The organism is Streptomyces sp. NPDC046859 (genome assembly GCF_040645135.1).
GTDB lineage: Bacteria > Actinomycetota > Actinomycetes > Streptomycetales > Streptomycetaceae > Streptomyces.
Window position 1 is genome coordinate 192976 of record NZ_JBEYXR010000009.1, and the last position, 16527, is coordinate 209502.

Here is a 16527-nt window from a genome sequence, read left to right on the forward strand (position 1 = left end):
CGTGCCCGCGTCCCGCGCCGCGGAGCCGGGCTCCGGGGCGCGGGACCGTCGGCTGTCGAACCGTCAGGAGGCCCGGCGCTCCGGGTCCTGGTGTATCTCCACGCCTCCGGTGTCGCCGAACGTCAGCCGGCAGGTGTCGGCACGGTAGGTGGCGACGGAGAGCGCGGCGACCCTGCCGCGGGCGAGGTAACGGGTCGTCACCACGAGCACCGGCGCCCCGGGCAGCCGGTCGAGCTCCCTTGCGTCGTCGGCGCGGGCCGAGCCCAGCTCGACGGCGCTCTCCTGGCCCTCCAGCTCCAGGCGCTGGAGCTCACGCAGCACGGCACGCGCGCGGGCCGCGCCCGAAGGAGCGTCGATGGCGGAGAGGTCGGGCACCGAGGACTGCGGGACGTAGAGCAGTTCGGCGGCGACCGGCTGACCGCGTGTCACCCGGGAGCGGCGGACGGTGTGCACGGGCTCGGCGGTGCCGGTCACCAGGGCGTCGGCGACCGCGGCGGGCGGCGCGGCGAGGGCGCAGTCCGTGGCCTGCCAGCCGTCCTCGGCGGACCCCGGCCAGGCGTGCTGCTCGGTGCCCACGGCCACGCCCACGCGCGGCGGGGCGACGGTCGTGCCGACACCGCGGCGGCGCTGCAGCCTGCCTTCGAGTTCGAGTTGTTCGAGCGCCTGGCGGAGCGTGGCCCGGGCGACGCCGAAGCGGGCCGCCAGGTCCCGTTCGTTGGGCAGGATCTCGCCCACCGAGAACTCCGACTCGAGTGCCTCGCTGAGCACGGTCCTCAGATGCCAGTACTTCGGTTCCGGCACCGTTTCCAGCTGCGTGGTCCCCACCCTGTCCTCCGCAATCGCCGTGGCCCGGCGGCGTTTCAGCGCCTTGTTTATTAAAGGTTGTTGCACTTGTCAGCGACCATAGGACGGCCCTCACCCTTGGTCAAGACCAATCACCCGGACCGCTCACTGCTCGTGATCACGTCATCACGTCGGTGTCGGGCGTCATTCAGGCGCTTGGGAGAGCCTTGAGCTTGTCGGGGTTGCGGACGACGTAGACCACCTGGATCCGCCCGTCCAGGACGTCCACCTGGAAGACGCTGTCGGGCTTGCCGCCGGACAGGACCAGCAGCGCGGGGCCGCCGTTGACCTCCAGGAACCGGAAGGAGGCGTCGGCGATGCCCTTCCGCGCGACGCCCGCGAGGAAACGGCCCACGTGGTCGGCGCTCTCCAGGACCCGCAGCGGCGCCTTGGCCTTGCCTCCGCTGTCGCCGATGAGCCGGACGTCCGGCGCGAGCAGCGACATGAGCCCCTCCAGGTCGCCGCCGGCCGCCGCGGCGAGGAACCGCTCGGTCAGGTCGCGCCGCTCGGCGGGGTCGACCTCGTAGCGGGGCCGCCGTTCCTCGACGTGCCGGCGGGCGCGCCCGGCGAGCTGACGCACCGCCGCCTCGCCCCGGTCGAGCATGGCGGCGATCTCGGCGTAGGGGTAGCCGAATGCCTCGCGGAGGACGAACACCGCCCGCTCCAGCGGCGACAGGTTCTCCAGGACGACCAGGACGGCGACGGAGACCGAGTCGGCGAGGACGGCCCGTTCGGCGGTGTCCGGGACGTGGTCGCCGAAGTCGGTGACGTACGGCTCCGGCAGCCACGGGCCGACATAGGTCTCGCCGCGCGCCTTGACCTGGCGCAGGCGGTCGATGGCCAGGCGGGTGGTGACGCGCACCAGGTAGGCGCGTGGTTCGCGCACCTCGGACCGGTCGTCCCGGGACCAGCGCAGCCATGCCTCCTGGACCACGTCCTCCGCGTCGGCCACCCGGCCGAGCATGCGGTAGGCGACCCCGAGGAGGGCGGGGCGGTGCTCTTCGAAGACATCGGTCTCGGCATCGGTGGTCACGGCACCATCCCATCCCGACACGGTGGGACGTGTCCAGGCGATTCGGACGGCCGGGGACGTGATGCCCCCCGGTGACCGACGTCGGAACCACCCACCGGCCGCAGGGGTCTACCCGTCGGTAGCTATTGCTGACAAGCTGTCTACGGCCGTCCGTCGGCGTGTCCAGCCGGGTTCAGAGTAGGAGCACCGCCATGTCCGCCACCGTCTCCTTCCAGGTCGCTTCCCCCCTCGGGCCACGCGACGTGACCGTCCACTACGCGCGCGTGGGCCGCGGCGAGCCGCTGCTCCTGCTGCACGGCATCGGTCACCACCGGCAGGTCTGGGACCCGGTGGTGGACATCCTCGCGACCGAGCGGGAGGTGGTCACGGTGGACCTGCCCGGCTTCGGGACCTCCCCCGGGCTGCCGGACGGGCTCGCCTACGACCTGGCCACGACGAGGGCCGTGTTCGGCGCCCTCTGCGAGGCCCTGGAACTGGACCGACCGCACGTCGCGGGCAACTCGCTGGGCGGGCTGATCGCCCTGGAGCTCGGCCGCGAGAAGCTCGCCCGGTCCGTCACGGCCCTGTCCCCCGCCGGTTTCTGGACCCCGGCCGAGCGGCGCTACGCCTTCGGCGTCCTGCTCGCGATGCGGCACATCTCCCGGCGGATGCCGCTGCCGCTGGTCGAGCGGCTGTCCCGGTCGGCGGCCGGCCGGACGGCGCTGACGAGCACCATCTACGCCCGCCCCGGCCGCCGCTCACCGGAGGCCGTGGTCGCCGAGACTCTCGCGCTGGCCGGGGCCACGGGCTTCGAGCAGACCCTGAGGTCCGGCCGGGCCGTCCAGTTCCTGGACGACGTCCCCGGCATCCCGGTGACTCTGGCCTGGGGCAGCCGGGACAGGCTGCTCATACCCCGTCAGGGCGTGCGCGCCAAGCGGGTCATCCCCGGGGCGCGACTCGTCCGGCTGCCCGGCTGCGGTCACTGCCCCATGAACGACGACCCGGCCCTGGTCGCGCGCGTCATCCTCGACGGCAGCCGCTGACCGCCGGCGCGGCCGCGGCACGCCGGAGCCCAGGACGACTCCGGCGCCGACCAGGGCGCTGCCGAGGGCCTGGACGAGGCCGTAGGAGCCGGTCCCGGCCAGCGGGGCGGTGCAGGCGGCGGCGACCGGGATGAGACCGGAGAAGAGCGTGGCCCGTTCGGCGCCGATGCGCTGCATGCCCATGTACCAGCACACGAAGCCGACGACGGTGACGATCGCCGCCTGCCACAGCAGCGCGGCGGTCTCGGTCGCGTCGGGCCGGCGCAGCCAGGCGGTGCCGTCCGCGAGCAGCCCGACCAGCGCGGCCTGGACGGCCGCGACCCCGCAGACCGTCGCGGACAGCAGCCGCGGCCCCAGGGGCCGCAGCACGGGTACGGCGAGGACCGCGAAGCCCACCTCGCCGACCAGGGCGCACACCGAGAAGGCGATGCCGGTGCCGTCCGTGCGGCCCCACCCCTGCACGGTGAACGCGCCGACCGCGACGAGCGCCGCGCCGTACAGGACGGCCCGTTGCGGGCGGCGGCCGTCCAGGAGCGGGACGAGGACGGCCACGGCCACGGGGGCGCAGCCGACGAACACACCGGGGACGGCGGGTTCCGCCGTGCGTTCGGCGGCGAGGACGGCGAGGTTGAAACCGAGCATGCCGACGGCGGCGAGCAGCCCGAGGCGCACCCACTGGCGGGCGGTGAGCGCGCGCAGCCGGGCGGCGGCGCCGCGGCCGGCGAGCGGCACCAGCAGCAGGCAGGCGAGCGCGTAGCGCAGGAACTGGCCGCCGGCGTACGGGTAGTCGCCGAGCAGGCTGTTGGCGGTGAAGGATCCTCCGACGAGGACGCAGGCGAGCGCGGCGAGCAGGGCGCCGCGCGTGGTGGTGGCGTTCATGGCAGTGACGCTAGGAATCGCGGTGGCCCGGTTTAAGGTCCACTTCCATGACGTCATCGGAGACCAATTCCGCGCGGGACACTGCGCGGCACGCCGGGTCGCCCGCCGCCGACGGCTCGCGGCGGGCGGCGCCCTCGGCCGCCTGGGAGGTCCTGCTGCCCGCGGTCGCGGCACCCGCCCGCGCGCGGGGACGGTCGCTGCAGGAGGCGCTGCGCGAGGCGGTGCGGTCGGGACGGCTGGCTCCGGATACGCGGCTGCCGTCGAGCCGGGATCTCGCCGCCGACCTCGGGGTGTCGCGCGGGCTGGTCACCGAGGCGTACGAGCAACTGACGGCCGAGGGGTATCTGCGCAGCGGCCGGGGCGCCGGAACCTGGGTCGGGGGGGCCGCCCGGGCCGCCCCGCCCCGCGCGCGGGACCGCGCGCCCCGCCCCGCCGGGGACCGGGCCGGCTTCCTGCCCGGGACGCCGGACGTGTCGCTGTTCCCGCGGGCCGCCTGGGCGGCGGCACACCGCGCCGTCCTGACCGAACTCCCCCACGGGGACCTCGGTTACCCGGACCCGCGCGGGCTGCCCCGGCTGCGTACCGCGCTGGCCGCGCTCCTGGCACGCCGCCGGGGCGTGGTCGCCGACCCCGAGCGGATCGTGGTGCTGTCCGGGGTGTCGCAGGCGATGGCGGTGTTCGGTTTCGTGCTGCAGGCGCGCGGCATCCACGAGGTCGGTGTCGAGGACCCCGGGAGCCCGCAGCACGCCGCCCTGTACGCCGCCGCCGGGGTGCGGGTGGTGCCGCTGCCCCTGGACGGCGAGGGCCCGGCGCTGGGCCGGCTGCGGGGGTCGGGGGTGCGGTGCGTCGTCACGACACCCGCCCACCAGTTCCCGACCGGCATCGCCTGTTCGGCCCGGCGACGTGCCGAACTGCTCGACTGGGTACGGTCGGTGGACGGCTTCGTGCTCGAGGACGACTACGACGGCGACTTCCGCTACGACCGGGCGCCCGTCGGGGCGCTCCAGGGACTCGATCCGGAACGCGTCGCCTACGCCGGGTCGGTCAGCAAATCCCTCGCGCCGGGGCTGCGGCTGGGCTGGCTCCTCGTGCCGGAGGCCCTGACCGAGGAGGTCGTCGAGCGCAAGCGGACCATGGATCTCGGTCATCCCACGCTCGACCAGGCGGTGTTCGCGCGGTTCGTGGAGCGCGGCGACTACGACCGGCAGCTGCGCCGCTGCCAGCGCGTGTACCGGGAGCGCCGCGACACGCTCGTCGCGGCGCTCGACGAGCACTTCCCCGGCGTACGCGTCACCGGCATCGCCGCGGGGCTGCACGTCATCGCCGCACTGCCCGCGCGGTACGGCCCCGAAGAGCGGTTCCTCGCGCGCGTGGCGGCGGCCGGAGTGGCCGTACACCCGCTGACGCACTACACGCACGCGCGTACCGGGTGCGGCGAGGAGGAGGGGGTGCGCCTCGTGCTGGGGTACGCGCACCTGCCGCCCACGCGGATACGGGCGGGGGTGCGGCTGATGGCCGAGGCGGTCGCGCCGCGCTGAGACGGCGGCGCGCCCGGCGGACGGCTGAGGGCGTGCGTCTCCGGGGCGCCCATGAGGCGTTCGCCGTGCGGCCGGAACCGTGCGTCCCCCGGCCGTCCGGGTGAACGCCCGGTTCCCTCCCGGCCGGGACCGGTTGTTCACTTGTGGTTTCCGCCGGCGCCCAGGCGCACCAGTAGTTGTGGCTCTGCACACCGGCCGGATCACGCCCCTGGAGGCTTGCCATGTCCCTTCCGCTCCCGGACCGCCGCGGTGTCTTGCGCGGCTCGCTGGCCGCGTCGGCGGCCCTCACCCTGCCCACGGCACTCGGCTCCGCACCGGCCTTCGCCCGGTCCGGGCGGCCGAGAGCGGGCTGGGGCGTGCAGACGGGCGACGTGACCACGGACTCGGGTCTGGTGTGGGTGCGTTCCGACCGCCCGGCCCGGATGATCGTCGAGACGTCCGCCACCGAGTCGTTCCGCAGGACGCGCCGCTGGCACGGCCCGCTGCTGGGCGCCGGCACCGACTTCACGGGCACGACACGGCTGCACGGCCTGCCCTCCGGGGAGCAGATCCACTACCGGGTGCTGCTCGCCGACCCCGACGACCCGCGCCGCACGGGCCAACCGGTCGGCGGCACGTTCCGCACGGCCTCCGCACGGCGCCGGGACGGGGTGCGCTTCCTGTGGTCGGGCGACCTGGCCGGACAGGGCTGGGGCATCAACCCGGACTTCGGCGGCTACCGCATCTACGACGCGATGGCGCGGCTCGACCCGGACTTCTTCCTGTGCAGCGGCGACAACATCTACGCCGATGGCCCGATCCCGTCGTCCGTCACGCTGCCCGACGGCCGTGTCTGGCGGAACGTCACCACCGAGGAGAAGTCCAAGGTGGCGGAGACGCTGGCCGAGTTCCGCGGCAACTTCCGCTACAACCTGCTCGACGCGAACCTCCGGCGCTTCAACGCCCAGGTGCCCTCGATCGTCCAGTGGGACGACCACGAGGTGCTGAACAACTGGTACCCCGTGAGATCCTCAGCGACGCCCGCTACACCGAGAGGAACGTCGACGTCCTGGCCGCCCGCGCCCGGCGGGCCTTCTCGGAGTACTTCCCCATGTCGGCACCGCGTCGCCCGGCGGGCCGCGTCCACCGGGTGATCAACCACGGCCCGCTGCTCGACGTGTTCGTGCTCGACATGCGCAGCTACCGCAACGCCAACTCCCCCGGCGACCAGCCCACCGACCCCCAGGGCATCCTCGGCGCCGAGCAACTGGCATGGCTCAAGCGGGAATTGGCCCGCTCCCGGGCGGTGTGGAAGGTGATCGCCTCGGACATGCCGCTGGGCCTGGTGGTGCCGGACACCGGGGACGGCAGGCCGGACATCGAGGCCGTCGCGCAGGGCGATCCGGGGGCTCCGCTCGGGCAGGAGCTGCAGATCGCCGAACTGCTGCGGTTCATCAAGCACCACCGGATCACGGGCACGGTGTGGCTGACCGCCGACGTGCACCACACGTCGGCGCAGCACTACCAGCCGTCGCGGGCCGCCTTCAGCGACTTCGAGCCGTTCTGGGAGTTCGTCTCCGGCCCGCTCAACGCGGGTGCGTTCCCGGCGAGCGCCCTCGACGGCACCTTCGGCCCGGAGCGGGTCTTCGTGAAGGCACCGGCGGTGTCCAACGTCGGGCCGGCCGGCGGCTACCAGTTCTTCGGCGAGGTCGACATCGACGGCGGCAGCGGCGAGTTGACCGTGCGCCTGCGCGAGTCGGACGGCGCCGTGCTGTTCACCAAGGTCCTGCAGCCGGGCCGCGTCGGTCAGTGACTCCTCTACCCTGGAAGACGTGCCGCGCACCGGCGTCATCCCCCGGTGCGCGGCGCGGCCGCCGGACGCGGCGACACCGCTGAACCGGCGGCGTCCTCGCAGGCCGGAGCGATTGTCAGTGGTCGCCCCTACGGTCTTTCCCATGACGCGATCTCTCCAGGCCGTGGCCTATCGCCGACCCTCCGCGCTGCGGTCCGCGGCGGACGGACAGCACTTGGGACTCGAGACGTCCCGGGGCGCGACGCCCTCCGGCGTCGAGGACCACCCCCGGTTCTTCACGGGCTTCCTGACATCGCCCCACGTGGCGTCCGCCGGGCTGCTCGCGGTGGCCGACGTGGCGGCCACCCGGTACTACCAGCGGCAGTCGGCCGCCTCCCTGGACCCGGTGGTGACGGGCAACGGGGACCGGCTGCGCTTCGAGTCCTTCTCCGGCTGCTGCGGGGTGTACGCGCGCCTGGACGTGCTGGAACCGGGCCTCGACGGCGGTGAGGTGGGGCACGGCACCACCAACGTCGACGTCAACAACCCGCTGCGGGAGGCGCTGTCGCGGATCGGCGCGGACGATCCGCTCCATCTGCGGGTGGGGCCGGAGGAGCTGGCGGTGACCACCGTCGACGGCCCGGTCGTGGAGAAGAAGGTGCCCCTGCCGGACCGGTGGCTGCGCGGCTTCGCGGAGGCCCAGGTCATGGCGGCCGGCTTCGATCTGCGGGCGGAGCTGCCGGCGGCCGAGGCGGTGCGGTTCCTGCGCTCGCTCCCGCGCGGCGCGTCGGGCGGGGCGCGCTGGGTCGTGCCCGCCGGGAGGAGCCTGCGGCCGACCACCCGTGTGGTACCGGGCGCGGTGTGCCTGCCCGGCCCCGAGCGGCTGGTCGCGCTCCAGCGGGTGCTGCGGCACGCGACCGCGCTGCGGGTGTACGGCCCCGCGCTCACCGGCGGGTCGGCCGGCACGGCGAGCGCGTGGGAGGCGGTGCTTCCCGGGATGCGGCTGACCCTGACCCTGTCGCCGGACGCCGCGCGCGGCTTCTCCGGGGAGGGCGGCGTCCTCGACGCGCTCGCCACCGACGAGGCCGCCGCGGACGCGGAACTGGTCGCGGTGCTCCTGGGGTGGGAGCCCCGGATCGACGTCGCCGACCTGGCGGCCGCCTCGGGGCTCACGGCCGAGCGGGTGCGGGCGGCCCTGGTCCGTCTCGGCACGTCCGGCCGGGTCGGCTACGACACGGCGGAAGCGGCGTACTTCCACCGGGAACTGCCGTACGACGCCGAGCGGGCGGAGCGTCACAACCCGAGGCTGCGGGCGGCGCGGGCCCTGGTGGCGGCCGGGGCGGTCGCGCTCCGGGGCGATGTGGGCACGGTGACGGCCGAGGACGGGCATGTGCACCGGGTGCGCGACGAGTCCGGGGTGCTCGGCTGCAGCTGTCTGTGGTGGGCCAAGTACCGGGGCGGGCGCGGTCCTTGCAAGCATGCGCTGGCGGTCCGGATGGTGCGGCGAGGTGTCTGTGTCGAGGAGCGCGACATGGCGAAGGCCGACGGGGGTGCGCGATGAGTTCGCTGGTCGAAGCGGTACGGGCAGGGCGTCCGGCGGAGGTGGTGAGCCTCCTCGACGGGATGACGGACGCCGAACGGCGGGCCGAGTTCCCCGAGTTGCGCGCGGTGCGCAAGGAGCTGCGGGCCGATCCGTGGACCGCGCAGGCGCGCCGGGTCTACCCGGCGCTCCACGCGGCGGGTACGGCGTGCCAGACCGGGGCGGCGGGGGTGGCAGCCTGGATCGCCGCGGCCGACATGCGCTGGTGGGCCGCCTCCCCCGGGGTTCTCATCGACCTGCTGGGCGACCGGTCCCCGGCGTGGCTCGCCGACGTGGCGCACCGCCTGGCGGCCCGGCCGGTCACCTCCCGGGTGCCGTACGAGCTGATGGCGGGTCTGGTGCGGCTGGCCGGGTGCCCCGTGCCGACGACCGAGGCGTATGTGCACGGCTGGGTGGATCACATCGGTCATCTCTGGCAGCGCGGGGACACGGTCCTGGACCGGCTGCGCAAGGATCCGCACCTGACGGCGCTGGTGAGCGCGCTGTTCGAGACCGCCGACATCGGGGGCCGGCTCTCCTGGTCGGCGGGCGAGGGGGAGAACAGCTGGAGCGGGGCGCTCGCCCGGCTCACCGCCGAGGGGGCCCTGGACCGCAGGGCGACGGTCGACGCCTGTGTCGCCCGGTTGCTGCGGGGCGGGCCGGCCTCCGATCACCGGGTGTTCCTGCGCATGCTGCAGGCGTTCGCGCTGACGCGTGAGGAGGAGCGGGAGCGCGTCGCCGACTGGCTGGCCCTGGCGTCCGACGGGCCGTCCATGGTGGCCGCGCACGCGCAGTCGGTGCTGGCGTCGCTGGCCCTGGACGGTGAGCTGCCCGCACGCCGGCTGGCCGAGATGTCGGGCGCCGTGCTGTTCCGTACCGAGAAGAAGCTGGTCCGCGCCCAGTTGATCCTGCTCGGCAAAGTGCTGGCCCGTGATACGTCGACGGCCGACGAGCTGCTGCCCACCGTCGCCCAGGCGTTCGCGCACGAGGACTCGGAGGTGCAGGAGCGGGCCCTGAAGCTGGTCGAGCGGCACCGGCGGGCGATCGGCGCGGGCCCGGTCCGCGACGAACTGCGATCGGCGGCGGAGCAGTTGATCCCGGCCCTGCGCAAGCGGGCCGCGGACGCCCTCGGGGTCGCCCTCGACGCGCCGGAGGCGCCCGCCTACGAGGAGGTGTTGCCGCCCGCGCCGCGGCCGGTGCGGCTGACTCCCGCGCCCGCGACCGCGACGGAACTCGCCGAGGAGGTGGGCGCGCTCCTGGTGGCCGGCGGCGACGTGGCGGCGTTCGAGCGGACCCTCGACGGGCTGGTGCGCGAGACACACCGGGACCGGGAGGGGCTGCTGGAGGCACTGGCACCCGTGCTGGCCCAGCGCTGGTGGTACGAGCGGGGTTCGGTGCGCCATCGGGTGGAGGCGTCCTTCACCGGCCCCCACGGGCTGGTCGGGCCGTGGCACGCGCTGGAACTGCTCCTGGCCACACTGGCCGGCGCGGTCCCCACCGCCGCCCTCCGCAACGCCCTCGCCCGCGGGACCGCGAGTGCCCAGTGCGGCCACGCCCCGCTCGCCCGGGCTTTCGAGACCCGGGCCTGGGAGCTGGCCTTCCGCATCCGTACCGAGCCCCTGCCGTTCCTGCTGTCGACGCCGACCTGGAGCACGGGACTGCTGGACCCGGAGGACCTGGTGGCACGTCTCGAGGAGTACGGGCGCCTCGGGGCGCGGGTGTCCGGGGCCGACTTCGCGCAGGCGCTGCTCCGGGTCCGGCGCGGCGACCCGGCGCGGGCCGGCGCCGCGGCGGAGCGGGCGGCCGCGCTGGGTACGGCGGAGGGGGCGCGGCTGGCCGAGTGGCTGGCCTCGGCACCCTCCACGGGGGTGTTCACACGCCGGACGTGGGAGGACCGTGTCCTCCTGGAGGCGGACGAGATACCCGAGTTCCTGCACGGCCTCCCGGACGGATTCCGCGCCCTGGGCCTGCCGGTGAGCGGCGATCCGGCGCGCTGGTCCTGCTACCACTGGCACGACGGTATGCGCCCGCACTGGCTCGCGGTGCTCCCCGAGGCGCCGGAACTGGTGGCGGTCCGGATGCTGCGCGACATCTCGTTCACCGCGATCCACGACAGCCGGGGGGAGGCGGCGATCCTGCCGCTGCTCGCCGAGTCGGACGGGGAGGCCGGTGAGGCGGTACGCCTCGCCGTGGCGCACGGGCTCGGTGCGCGGCATCCGGAGGACCGCCTCGCGTCGGTCGACGCCCTGCTGGTGCTGGCGTCGCGCGGGCAGCTGGACGCGGCCGGACTGGGCGCGGATCTGGGCGATCTGGCCCGGCGCGGGGCCGTGAAGCCGACACGGCTCGTCGACTCGATGCGCACGGCGATGTCCACGGGCGCGTACGGCACCGTCTGGGAGACGCTGCGGCACACCCTGCCGGTGCTGCTGGCGGACATGGCGACCGGCGCGGCGGCGGCTCCGGCACGGGGGCTCGCGGATCTGCTGGCCGTCGCCGCGGAGTGCGCCGAGCGAACCGGGGCACGCGGGGAGGTGCCTCATCTGGCCCACACCGCCGACCGCCGTGGGTCGTCCCGCCTGGTCGGACAGGCCCGGAGGCTGCGCGCCGCGCTGACGACGGAGCCGGCCGCCTGAACTCCGGCCACACAGCGGGAGATTGACAACACAATAATAGAAATAGGGACAAAGCAGGTCTTTACCGATCGGTCACAAAACGTTCGTGATCACGCAACACCATTCCTTCACAGTGGGTGCATGAGCCGAGACATATGTGATGTGACGCGAGCGAAGAACGGCCGCCCGGTCCACGCCGGGCGACGCGACGCCGTACGCCTCGCCGCCCTGCTGACGACGGCGGCCGTGACCGGCGTCATGACCCATCTACTCGAACGAGGATCCGACGCCTCGTTCCTCCCCCTCGCCGCGGCGCTGTCGGCCGTGGCGGCGACGCTGCTGGTGGCGGCGGGTGTCCGCGCACGCTGGACACGCCGCCACGGTCACGCACCGCCTTCGAGCGATACCGGTGCCCGGCCGCGCTCACCCGAGCGCGCCGGGCAGTCCGAGCCGGACACGGACCCGGCCGGGGCCGTGCCGCCGCGGCGCGCGCAGAGCGTCCTGTGGCGGATGCGGACCACGGTGAAGGACGAGCCGGGCTCCCTGGCCGCGCTGTGCACGGCACTCGCGCGGCTCGGCGTCGACATCCTCAGCCTCCAGACGCATCCGCTCGCCCAGGGCACGGTGGACGAGTTCCTGCTGCGGGCTCCGGGCGACGTGGACGGGGACGGTCTGGTCGGCGCGGTCGCGACGGCCGGCGGCACCCGGACCTGGATCGAGCGGGCCGACACCCACGACCTGGTGGACGCGCCGACCCGCGTCCTGGGCCTCGCGACCCGGACCGCGCTGGACGCGGCGGAACTTCCGCTGGCACTGCGGCAGTTGCTGGGGCGGTGCACCATCCGCCAGTTGCCCGGCGCGCCCGCCGCGGGAGGCCGGGGACCGTCGCCGGTACCGGTGGAGGGCGTGCTGGAGGAGACCGTGATGCGACTGCGGGCGCCGGAGGGCGGGGTGATCACGGTGGAGCGTCCGCATCTGCCGTTCACACCGACCGAGTTCGCGCGGGCGCGGGCGCTGGTGGAGCTGGACGCCCGGCTCGGTCCGCGCGTCCCGGCCAGCCACGACGTGCTGACGCTCCCCGAGGGCAACGCGATCACCGTGCGCCGGGCCGACACCGGCGACCTGCAGGCCGCCAAGGAGATGCACGAGCGGTGCTCGGCACGGACGCTCTCGATGCGCTACCACGGGCCGGTCAAGGACGCCGACCGCTATCTGAACCACCTGCTGAGCCCCCGCTACGGCCGTACCCTCGCCGTGCAGACGGCCTCCGGCCGCGTCGTCGGTCTCGGCCACCTGCTCTGGGACGGCGACGAGACGGAGGTCGCGCTGCTCGTCGAGGACTCCTGGCAGCGGCGCGGGATCGGCTTCGAGCTGCTGGCCCGGCTGGTGGCGATGGCCGTCGAGGCGGGCTGCGAGAGCGTCTACGCCGTGACCCAGGCGTCCAACACCGGCATGGTCGCGGCGATGCGCTCCCTGGGCCTCCCCCTCGACTACCAGGTCGAGGAGGGCACCCTGGTGATCACCGCCCGGCTGGACGCCCCGCGGCCGGCCGCCCCGCACCTCACGGGCACCGGCGACCTGGGCGACACGTCGGCGCCGTGACGCGCCGGTGAGTGAACCGGCACGGGCCCCGCTCTCCCCCGTCAGGTCGACGAGAGCGGGGCCCGTGCCGGGGTCAGTGGGCGCCGGCCGGTGCCGGCCTGCCGGCGGCCCCGCCGTCCGCGGAGGCGAGGGCACCGGCCGGCATCGCGCCCAGCGCCCGGTCGAGGTCGGCCCACAGGTCGTCGACGTCCTCCAGGCCCACGGACATCCTCAGCAGCCGGTCGCTCACACCGGCGCCCCGGCGGTCGTCCGCGTCGACGATGCGGTGGCTGATGGACGCCGGGTGCTGGATGAGGGTGTCCACGCTCCCGAGGCTCACGGCGGGAGTGATCAGGCGGACGCCGGCGATGACCTCGTGCGGGTCGCCCTTCACCTCGAAGGCGACCATGGCACCGCCGATGCGCGGATAGTGGACCCGGGCGACACGCGGGTCGGCGGAGAGCCGGCGGGCCAGTTCGGCGGCGTTCTCGGAGGCGGCGCGGACCCGCACCGGGAGGGTGGCGAGGCCGCGCAGCAGCAAGTAGCCGGCCAGCGGGTGCAGAACGCCGCCGGTGGCGAAGCGCACCTGCCGCAGCCGCCCGGCGAACTCCTCGTCGCAGGCCACCACCCCCGCCATCACGTCACCGTGCCCGCCGAGGTACTTGGTAGCGCTGTGCAGCACCAGCCGCGCGCCGTGCTCGGCGGGACGCTGCAGGACGGGCGTGGCGAAGGTGTTGTCGGCGAGCAGCGGCACCGAGCCGCAGGCGTGGGCGACGGCCCGCAGATCGACCTCGGCGAGCGTCGGGTTGGCCGGGGACTCCACCATCACCAGACCGGTGTCCGGGCGCAGCGCGTCCGCGATGCCCGCGGGGTCGGTCCAGGTCACCTCCGAGCCGAGCAGCCCGGCGGTCAGCAGGTGGTCGCTGCAGCCGTACAGCGGGCGTACGGCGACGACGTGGCGCAGCCCCAGGGAGGCCCGGACGAGGAGCACCGCGCTCAGGGCGGCCATGCCGCTGGCGAAGGCAACCGCCGCGTCGGTCCCCTCCAGCCGGGCGAGGGCGGTCTCGAAGCGGGCGACGGTCGGGTTGCCGAGCCGGCCGTACACGGGCGGCCCGTCCGGCTCGGCGCCGGTGGCCGCGAAGGCGTCGATGCGGGCGGCCTCCGCGCGGCTGTCGTAGGAGGGGTAGGTGGTGGACAGGTCGATCGGCGGGGCGTGCAGGCCCTGCCGGGCGAGGTCGTCGCGGCCGGCGTGCACGGCCTCGGTGGCGAGTGCTCTTGCTGCGGTGCGTGCGTCGTCGTACCCGGACATCCGCTCGTACGCCTCCCTGTTCGAAGGGTCCATGAGCGGAAGGGTGAACAGTGACCGGATCCATGCGGCCGGATCCCGTGTTACGTTCGGCCGATGGCGGAATCTGTCGTACTCGATCCGGTCGATCTGCATCTGCTGCGGCTCCTGCAGAACGACGCCCGGGCCACCTACCGGGACCTCGCCGCGCAGGTCGGGGTGGCGCCGTCGACGTGCCTCGACCGGGTGACGCGGTTGCGCCGCTCGGGTGTGATCCTCGGCCACCAGCTCCGCCTGGACCCCGCCAAGCTGGGCCGCGGCCTGGAGGCCCTGCTGTCCGTGCAGGTCCGGCCGCACCGCCGGGAGCTGGTCGGGCCGTTCGTGGAGCGGATCCGGGCGCTGCCGGAGTCCCGGAGCGTCTTCCACCTGACGGGTCCCGACGACTACCTCGTCCATGTGGCGGTCGCGGACATGACGGATCTGCAACGCCTGGTCCTCGACGAGTTCACCGCGCACCGCGAGGTGGCGCGGGTGGAGACACGGCTGATCTTCCAGCAGTGGGACTGCGGGCCCCTGTTGCCACCCGGCGCGCCGAGGGGCACGCCCTGAGCGAAATCGGGCCGGCGGCGGCCGCCGCCGACGCGATCCGGGCTGACGCGGGGCGGCCGCCGTACGAGGATGGCGGCATGTCCGACACCAACACTCCACTGCCCCGTGAGGTCGCCGACGCCTACGTCGACGACCTCATCGCCCTCGACCCGCTCACCGGCACCTACCTGGGCGTGAAGGAGAGCAGCAGCAGGCTGCCCGATCTGTCCCCGGCCGGCCAGGATGCGCTCGCCGGGCTCCAGCGTGCCACGCTGGCCCGGCTCGACGAGGCCGAGCGCGGGCCCGGCGCGGACAGCGACATCGAGCGCCGGTGTGCGCGTCTGCTGCGCGAGCGGCTCACCGCGGAACTCGCCGTGCACGACGCCGACGAGGGTCTGCGCGCGGTCGGCAACATGGCCACGCCCGCCCACTCGGTGCGCGAGATCTTCACGGTGACGCCGAGCGAGACCGACGAGGACTGGGCGGCGATCGCCGAGCGGCTGCGCGCCGTGCCGGCGGCCTACGCGGGTTACCGGGAGTCCCTGGCGCTGGGCCTGGAGCGGAAGCTGTACGCGGCCCCGCGGCCGACCGCGACGTTCGTCGAGCAGCTCACCGAGTGGGCCGGTCCGGAGGGCGGGCGCGGCTGGTTCGAGGACTTCGCCGCCGCCGGACCCGAGACGCTGCGCGCGGAGCTGGACGAGGCGGCCCGGGCGGCGACGGCGGCCGTGGCCGAGCTGCGGGACTGGATGCGGGACGTGTACACGCCCGCGATCGAGGGCGCGCCGAACACGGTGGGCCGGGAGCGCTACACCCGCTGGGCGCGCTACTTCAACGGCATCGACCTGGACCTGGACGAGGCGTACGCCTACGGGTGGTCCGAGTACCACCGGCTGCTCGGCGAGATGAAGAAGGAGGCCGAGCGCATCCTGCCGGGCGCGGCGACCCCGTGGGTGGCGCTGGCGCACCTCGACGAGCACGGCCGGCACATCGAGGGCGTCGACGAGGTCCGCGACTGGCTGCAGGGCCTGATGGACGAGGCCATCGAGAAGCTGGACGGCACGCACTTCGAACTCGCCGAGCCGGTGCGGAAGGTGGAGTCGTGCATCGCCCCGCCCGGCGGTGCGGCGGCCCCGTACTACACCGCTCCGTCGGAGGACTTCTCCCGGCCGGGCCGCACCTGGCTGCCGACGATGGGCCAGACCCGTTTCCCGGTCTACGACCTGGTCTCGACCTGGTACCACGAGGGGGTGCCGGGCCATCACCTCCAGCTCGCGCAGTGGGTGTACGTCGCCGGGAACCTCTCCCGCTACCAGGCCACCATCGGCCTGGTCAGCGCGAACGCCGAGGGCTGGGCGCTGTACGCGGAACGGCTGATGGACGAGCTGGGCTTCCTCACGGACCCGGAGCACCGGCTCGGCTACCTGGACGCGCAGATGATGCGGGCCGCGCGGGTCATCGTCGACATCGGCATGCACCTGGAGCTGGAGATCCCGGCGGACTCGCCGTTCCACCCGGGTGAGCGCTGGACGCCCGACCTGGCGCAGGAGTTCTTCGGCGCGCACAGCAGCCGTCCGGCGGACTTCGTGGAGAGCGAGCTGACCCGGTACCTGACCATCCCGGGCCAGGCCATCGGCTACAAGCTGGGTGAGCGGGCGTGGCTGCAGGGCCGGGAGAAGGCGCGGCAGCGGCACGGCGACGCCTTCGACCTCAAGGCGTGGCACATGGCGGCCCTGTCCCAGGGTTCGCTGGGCCTGGACGACCTGGTGGAGGAGCTGGCCGCGCTGTAGAGCCGGGGG

Annotated in this window: 10 protein-coding genes and 2 pseudogenes; 8 read left to right on the forward strand and 4 right to left on the reverse strand. The window is 74.5% G+C overall.

The genetic code is table 11. From position 1 onward, the window contains the following. Positions 1-63 precede the first annotated feature (63 nt). Complete coding sequence (locus ABZ899_RS16530; RefSeq protein WP_361346131.1) at positions 64-825, reverse strand: GntR family transcriptional regulator; 762 nt, start codon at positions 823-825, stop codon at positions 64-66. Positions 826-991: 166 nt separating this feature from the next. Further along, positions 992-1876: an RNA polymerase sigma-70 factor gene (locus ABZ899_RS16535; protein ID WP_361346133.1), complete on the reverse strand. Its 885-nt coding sequence runs from the start codon at positions 1874-1876 to the stop codon at positions 992-994. A 191-nt stretch (positions 1877-2067) separates the two neighbouring features. On the opposite strand from ABZ899_RS16535, the gene ABZ899_RS16540 reads away from it, so the two are divergent. Further along, positions 2068-2898 (forward strand): alpha/beta fold hydrolase, encoded by an 831-nt coding sequence (locus tag ABZ899_RS16540; RefSeq protein WP_361346135.1) that lies wholly within the window; start codon positions 2068-2070, stop codon positions 2896-2898. Between the two features lie 42 nt (positions 2899-2940). Here the strand turns inward: ABZ899_RS16540 and ABZ899_RS16545 are convergent. Next, positions 2941-3834: pseudogene (locus tag ABZ899_RS16545) on the reverse strand (DMT family transporter); the annotation flags it as partial. Here ABZ899_RS16545 and ABZ899_RS16550 point away from each other — a divergent pair. The 5 genes and pseudogenes from ABZ899_RS16550 (at position 3825) to ABZ899_RS16570 (ending at position 12879) form a co-directional block, all read left to right on the forward strand. After that, on the forward strand, positions 3825-5315 hold the full coding sequence (locus ABZ899_RS16550) for a PLP-dependent aminotransferase family protein (RefSeq protein ID WP_361346137.1): 1491 nt from the start codon (positions 3825-3827) through the stop codon (positions 5313-5315). The pseudogene ABZ899_RS16545 and the gene ABZ899_RS16550 sit on opposite strands and share 10 nt — an antisense overlap. A gap of 221 nt (positions 5316-5536) precedes the next feature. Continuing rightward, positions 5537-7107, forward strand: a pseudogene (locus ABZ899_RS16555) (alkaline phosphatase D family protein). Between the two features lie 142 nt (positions 7108-7249). After that, entirely contained in the window at positions 7250-8647 is a 1398-nt protein-coding gene (locus ABZ899_RS16560; RefSeq protein ID WP_361346138.1) for an SWIM zinc finger family protein, read from the forward strand. Next, the gene (locus ABZ899_RS16565; protein ID WP_361346140.1) at positions 8644-11298 is read left to right on the forward strand and encodes a DUF6493 family protein; all 2655 of its coding nucleotides are present in this window, start codon (positions 8644-8646) and stop codon (positions 11296-11298) included. The genes ABZ899_RS16560 and ABZ899_RS16565 overlap by 4 nt, the downstream gene beginning before the upstream one ends. 120 nt (positions 11299-11418) lie before the next feature. Further along, complete coding sequence (locus ABZ899_RS16570) at positions 11419-12879, forward strand: GNAT family N-acetyltransferase (RefSeq protein ID WP_361346142.1); 1461 nt, start codon at positions 11419-11421, stop codon at positions 12877-12879. Positions 12880-12952: 73 nt separating this feature from the next. On the opposite strand, the gene ABZ899_RS16575 is transcribed toward ABZ899_RS16570, so the two are convergent. Further along, the gene (locus tag ABZ899_RS16575; RefSeq protein ID WP_361346293.1) at positions 12953-14167 is read right to left on the reverse strand and encodes a PLP-dependent transferase; all 1215 of its coding nucleotides are present in this window, start codon (positions 14165-14167) and stop codon (positions 12953-12955) included. A gap of 93 nt (positions 14168-14260) precedes the next feature. Here ABZ899_RS16575 and ABZ899_RS16580 point away from each other — a divergent pair, with 93 nt between their 5' ends. Both ABZ899_RS16580 and ABZ899_RS16585 read left to right on the forward strand, forming a co-directional pair. Continuing rightward, entirely contained in the window at positions 14261-14752 is a 492-nt protein-coding gene (locus ABZ899_RS16580) for an Lrp/AsnC family transcriptional regulator (protein WP_062668111.1), read from the forward strand. A gap of 77 nt (positions 14753-14829) precedes the next feature. Continuing rightward, entirely contained in the window at positions 14830-16518 is a 1689-nt protein-coding gene (locus tag ABZ899_RS16585; RefSeq protein WP_361346144.1) for a DUF885 domain-containing protein, read from the forward strand. The last annotated feature ends 9 nt before the right edge of the window (positions 16519-16527 follow it).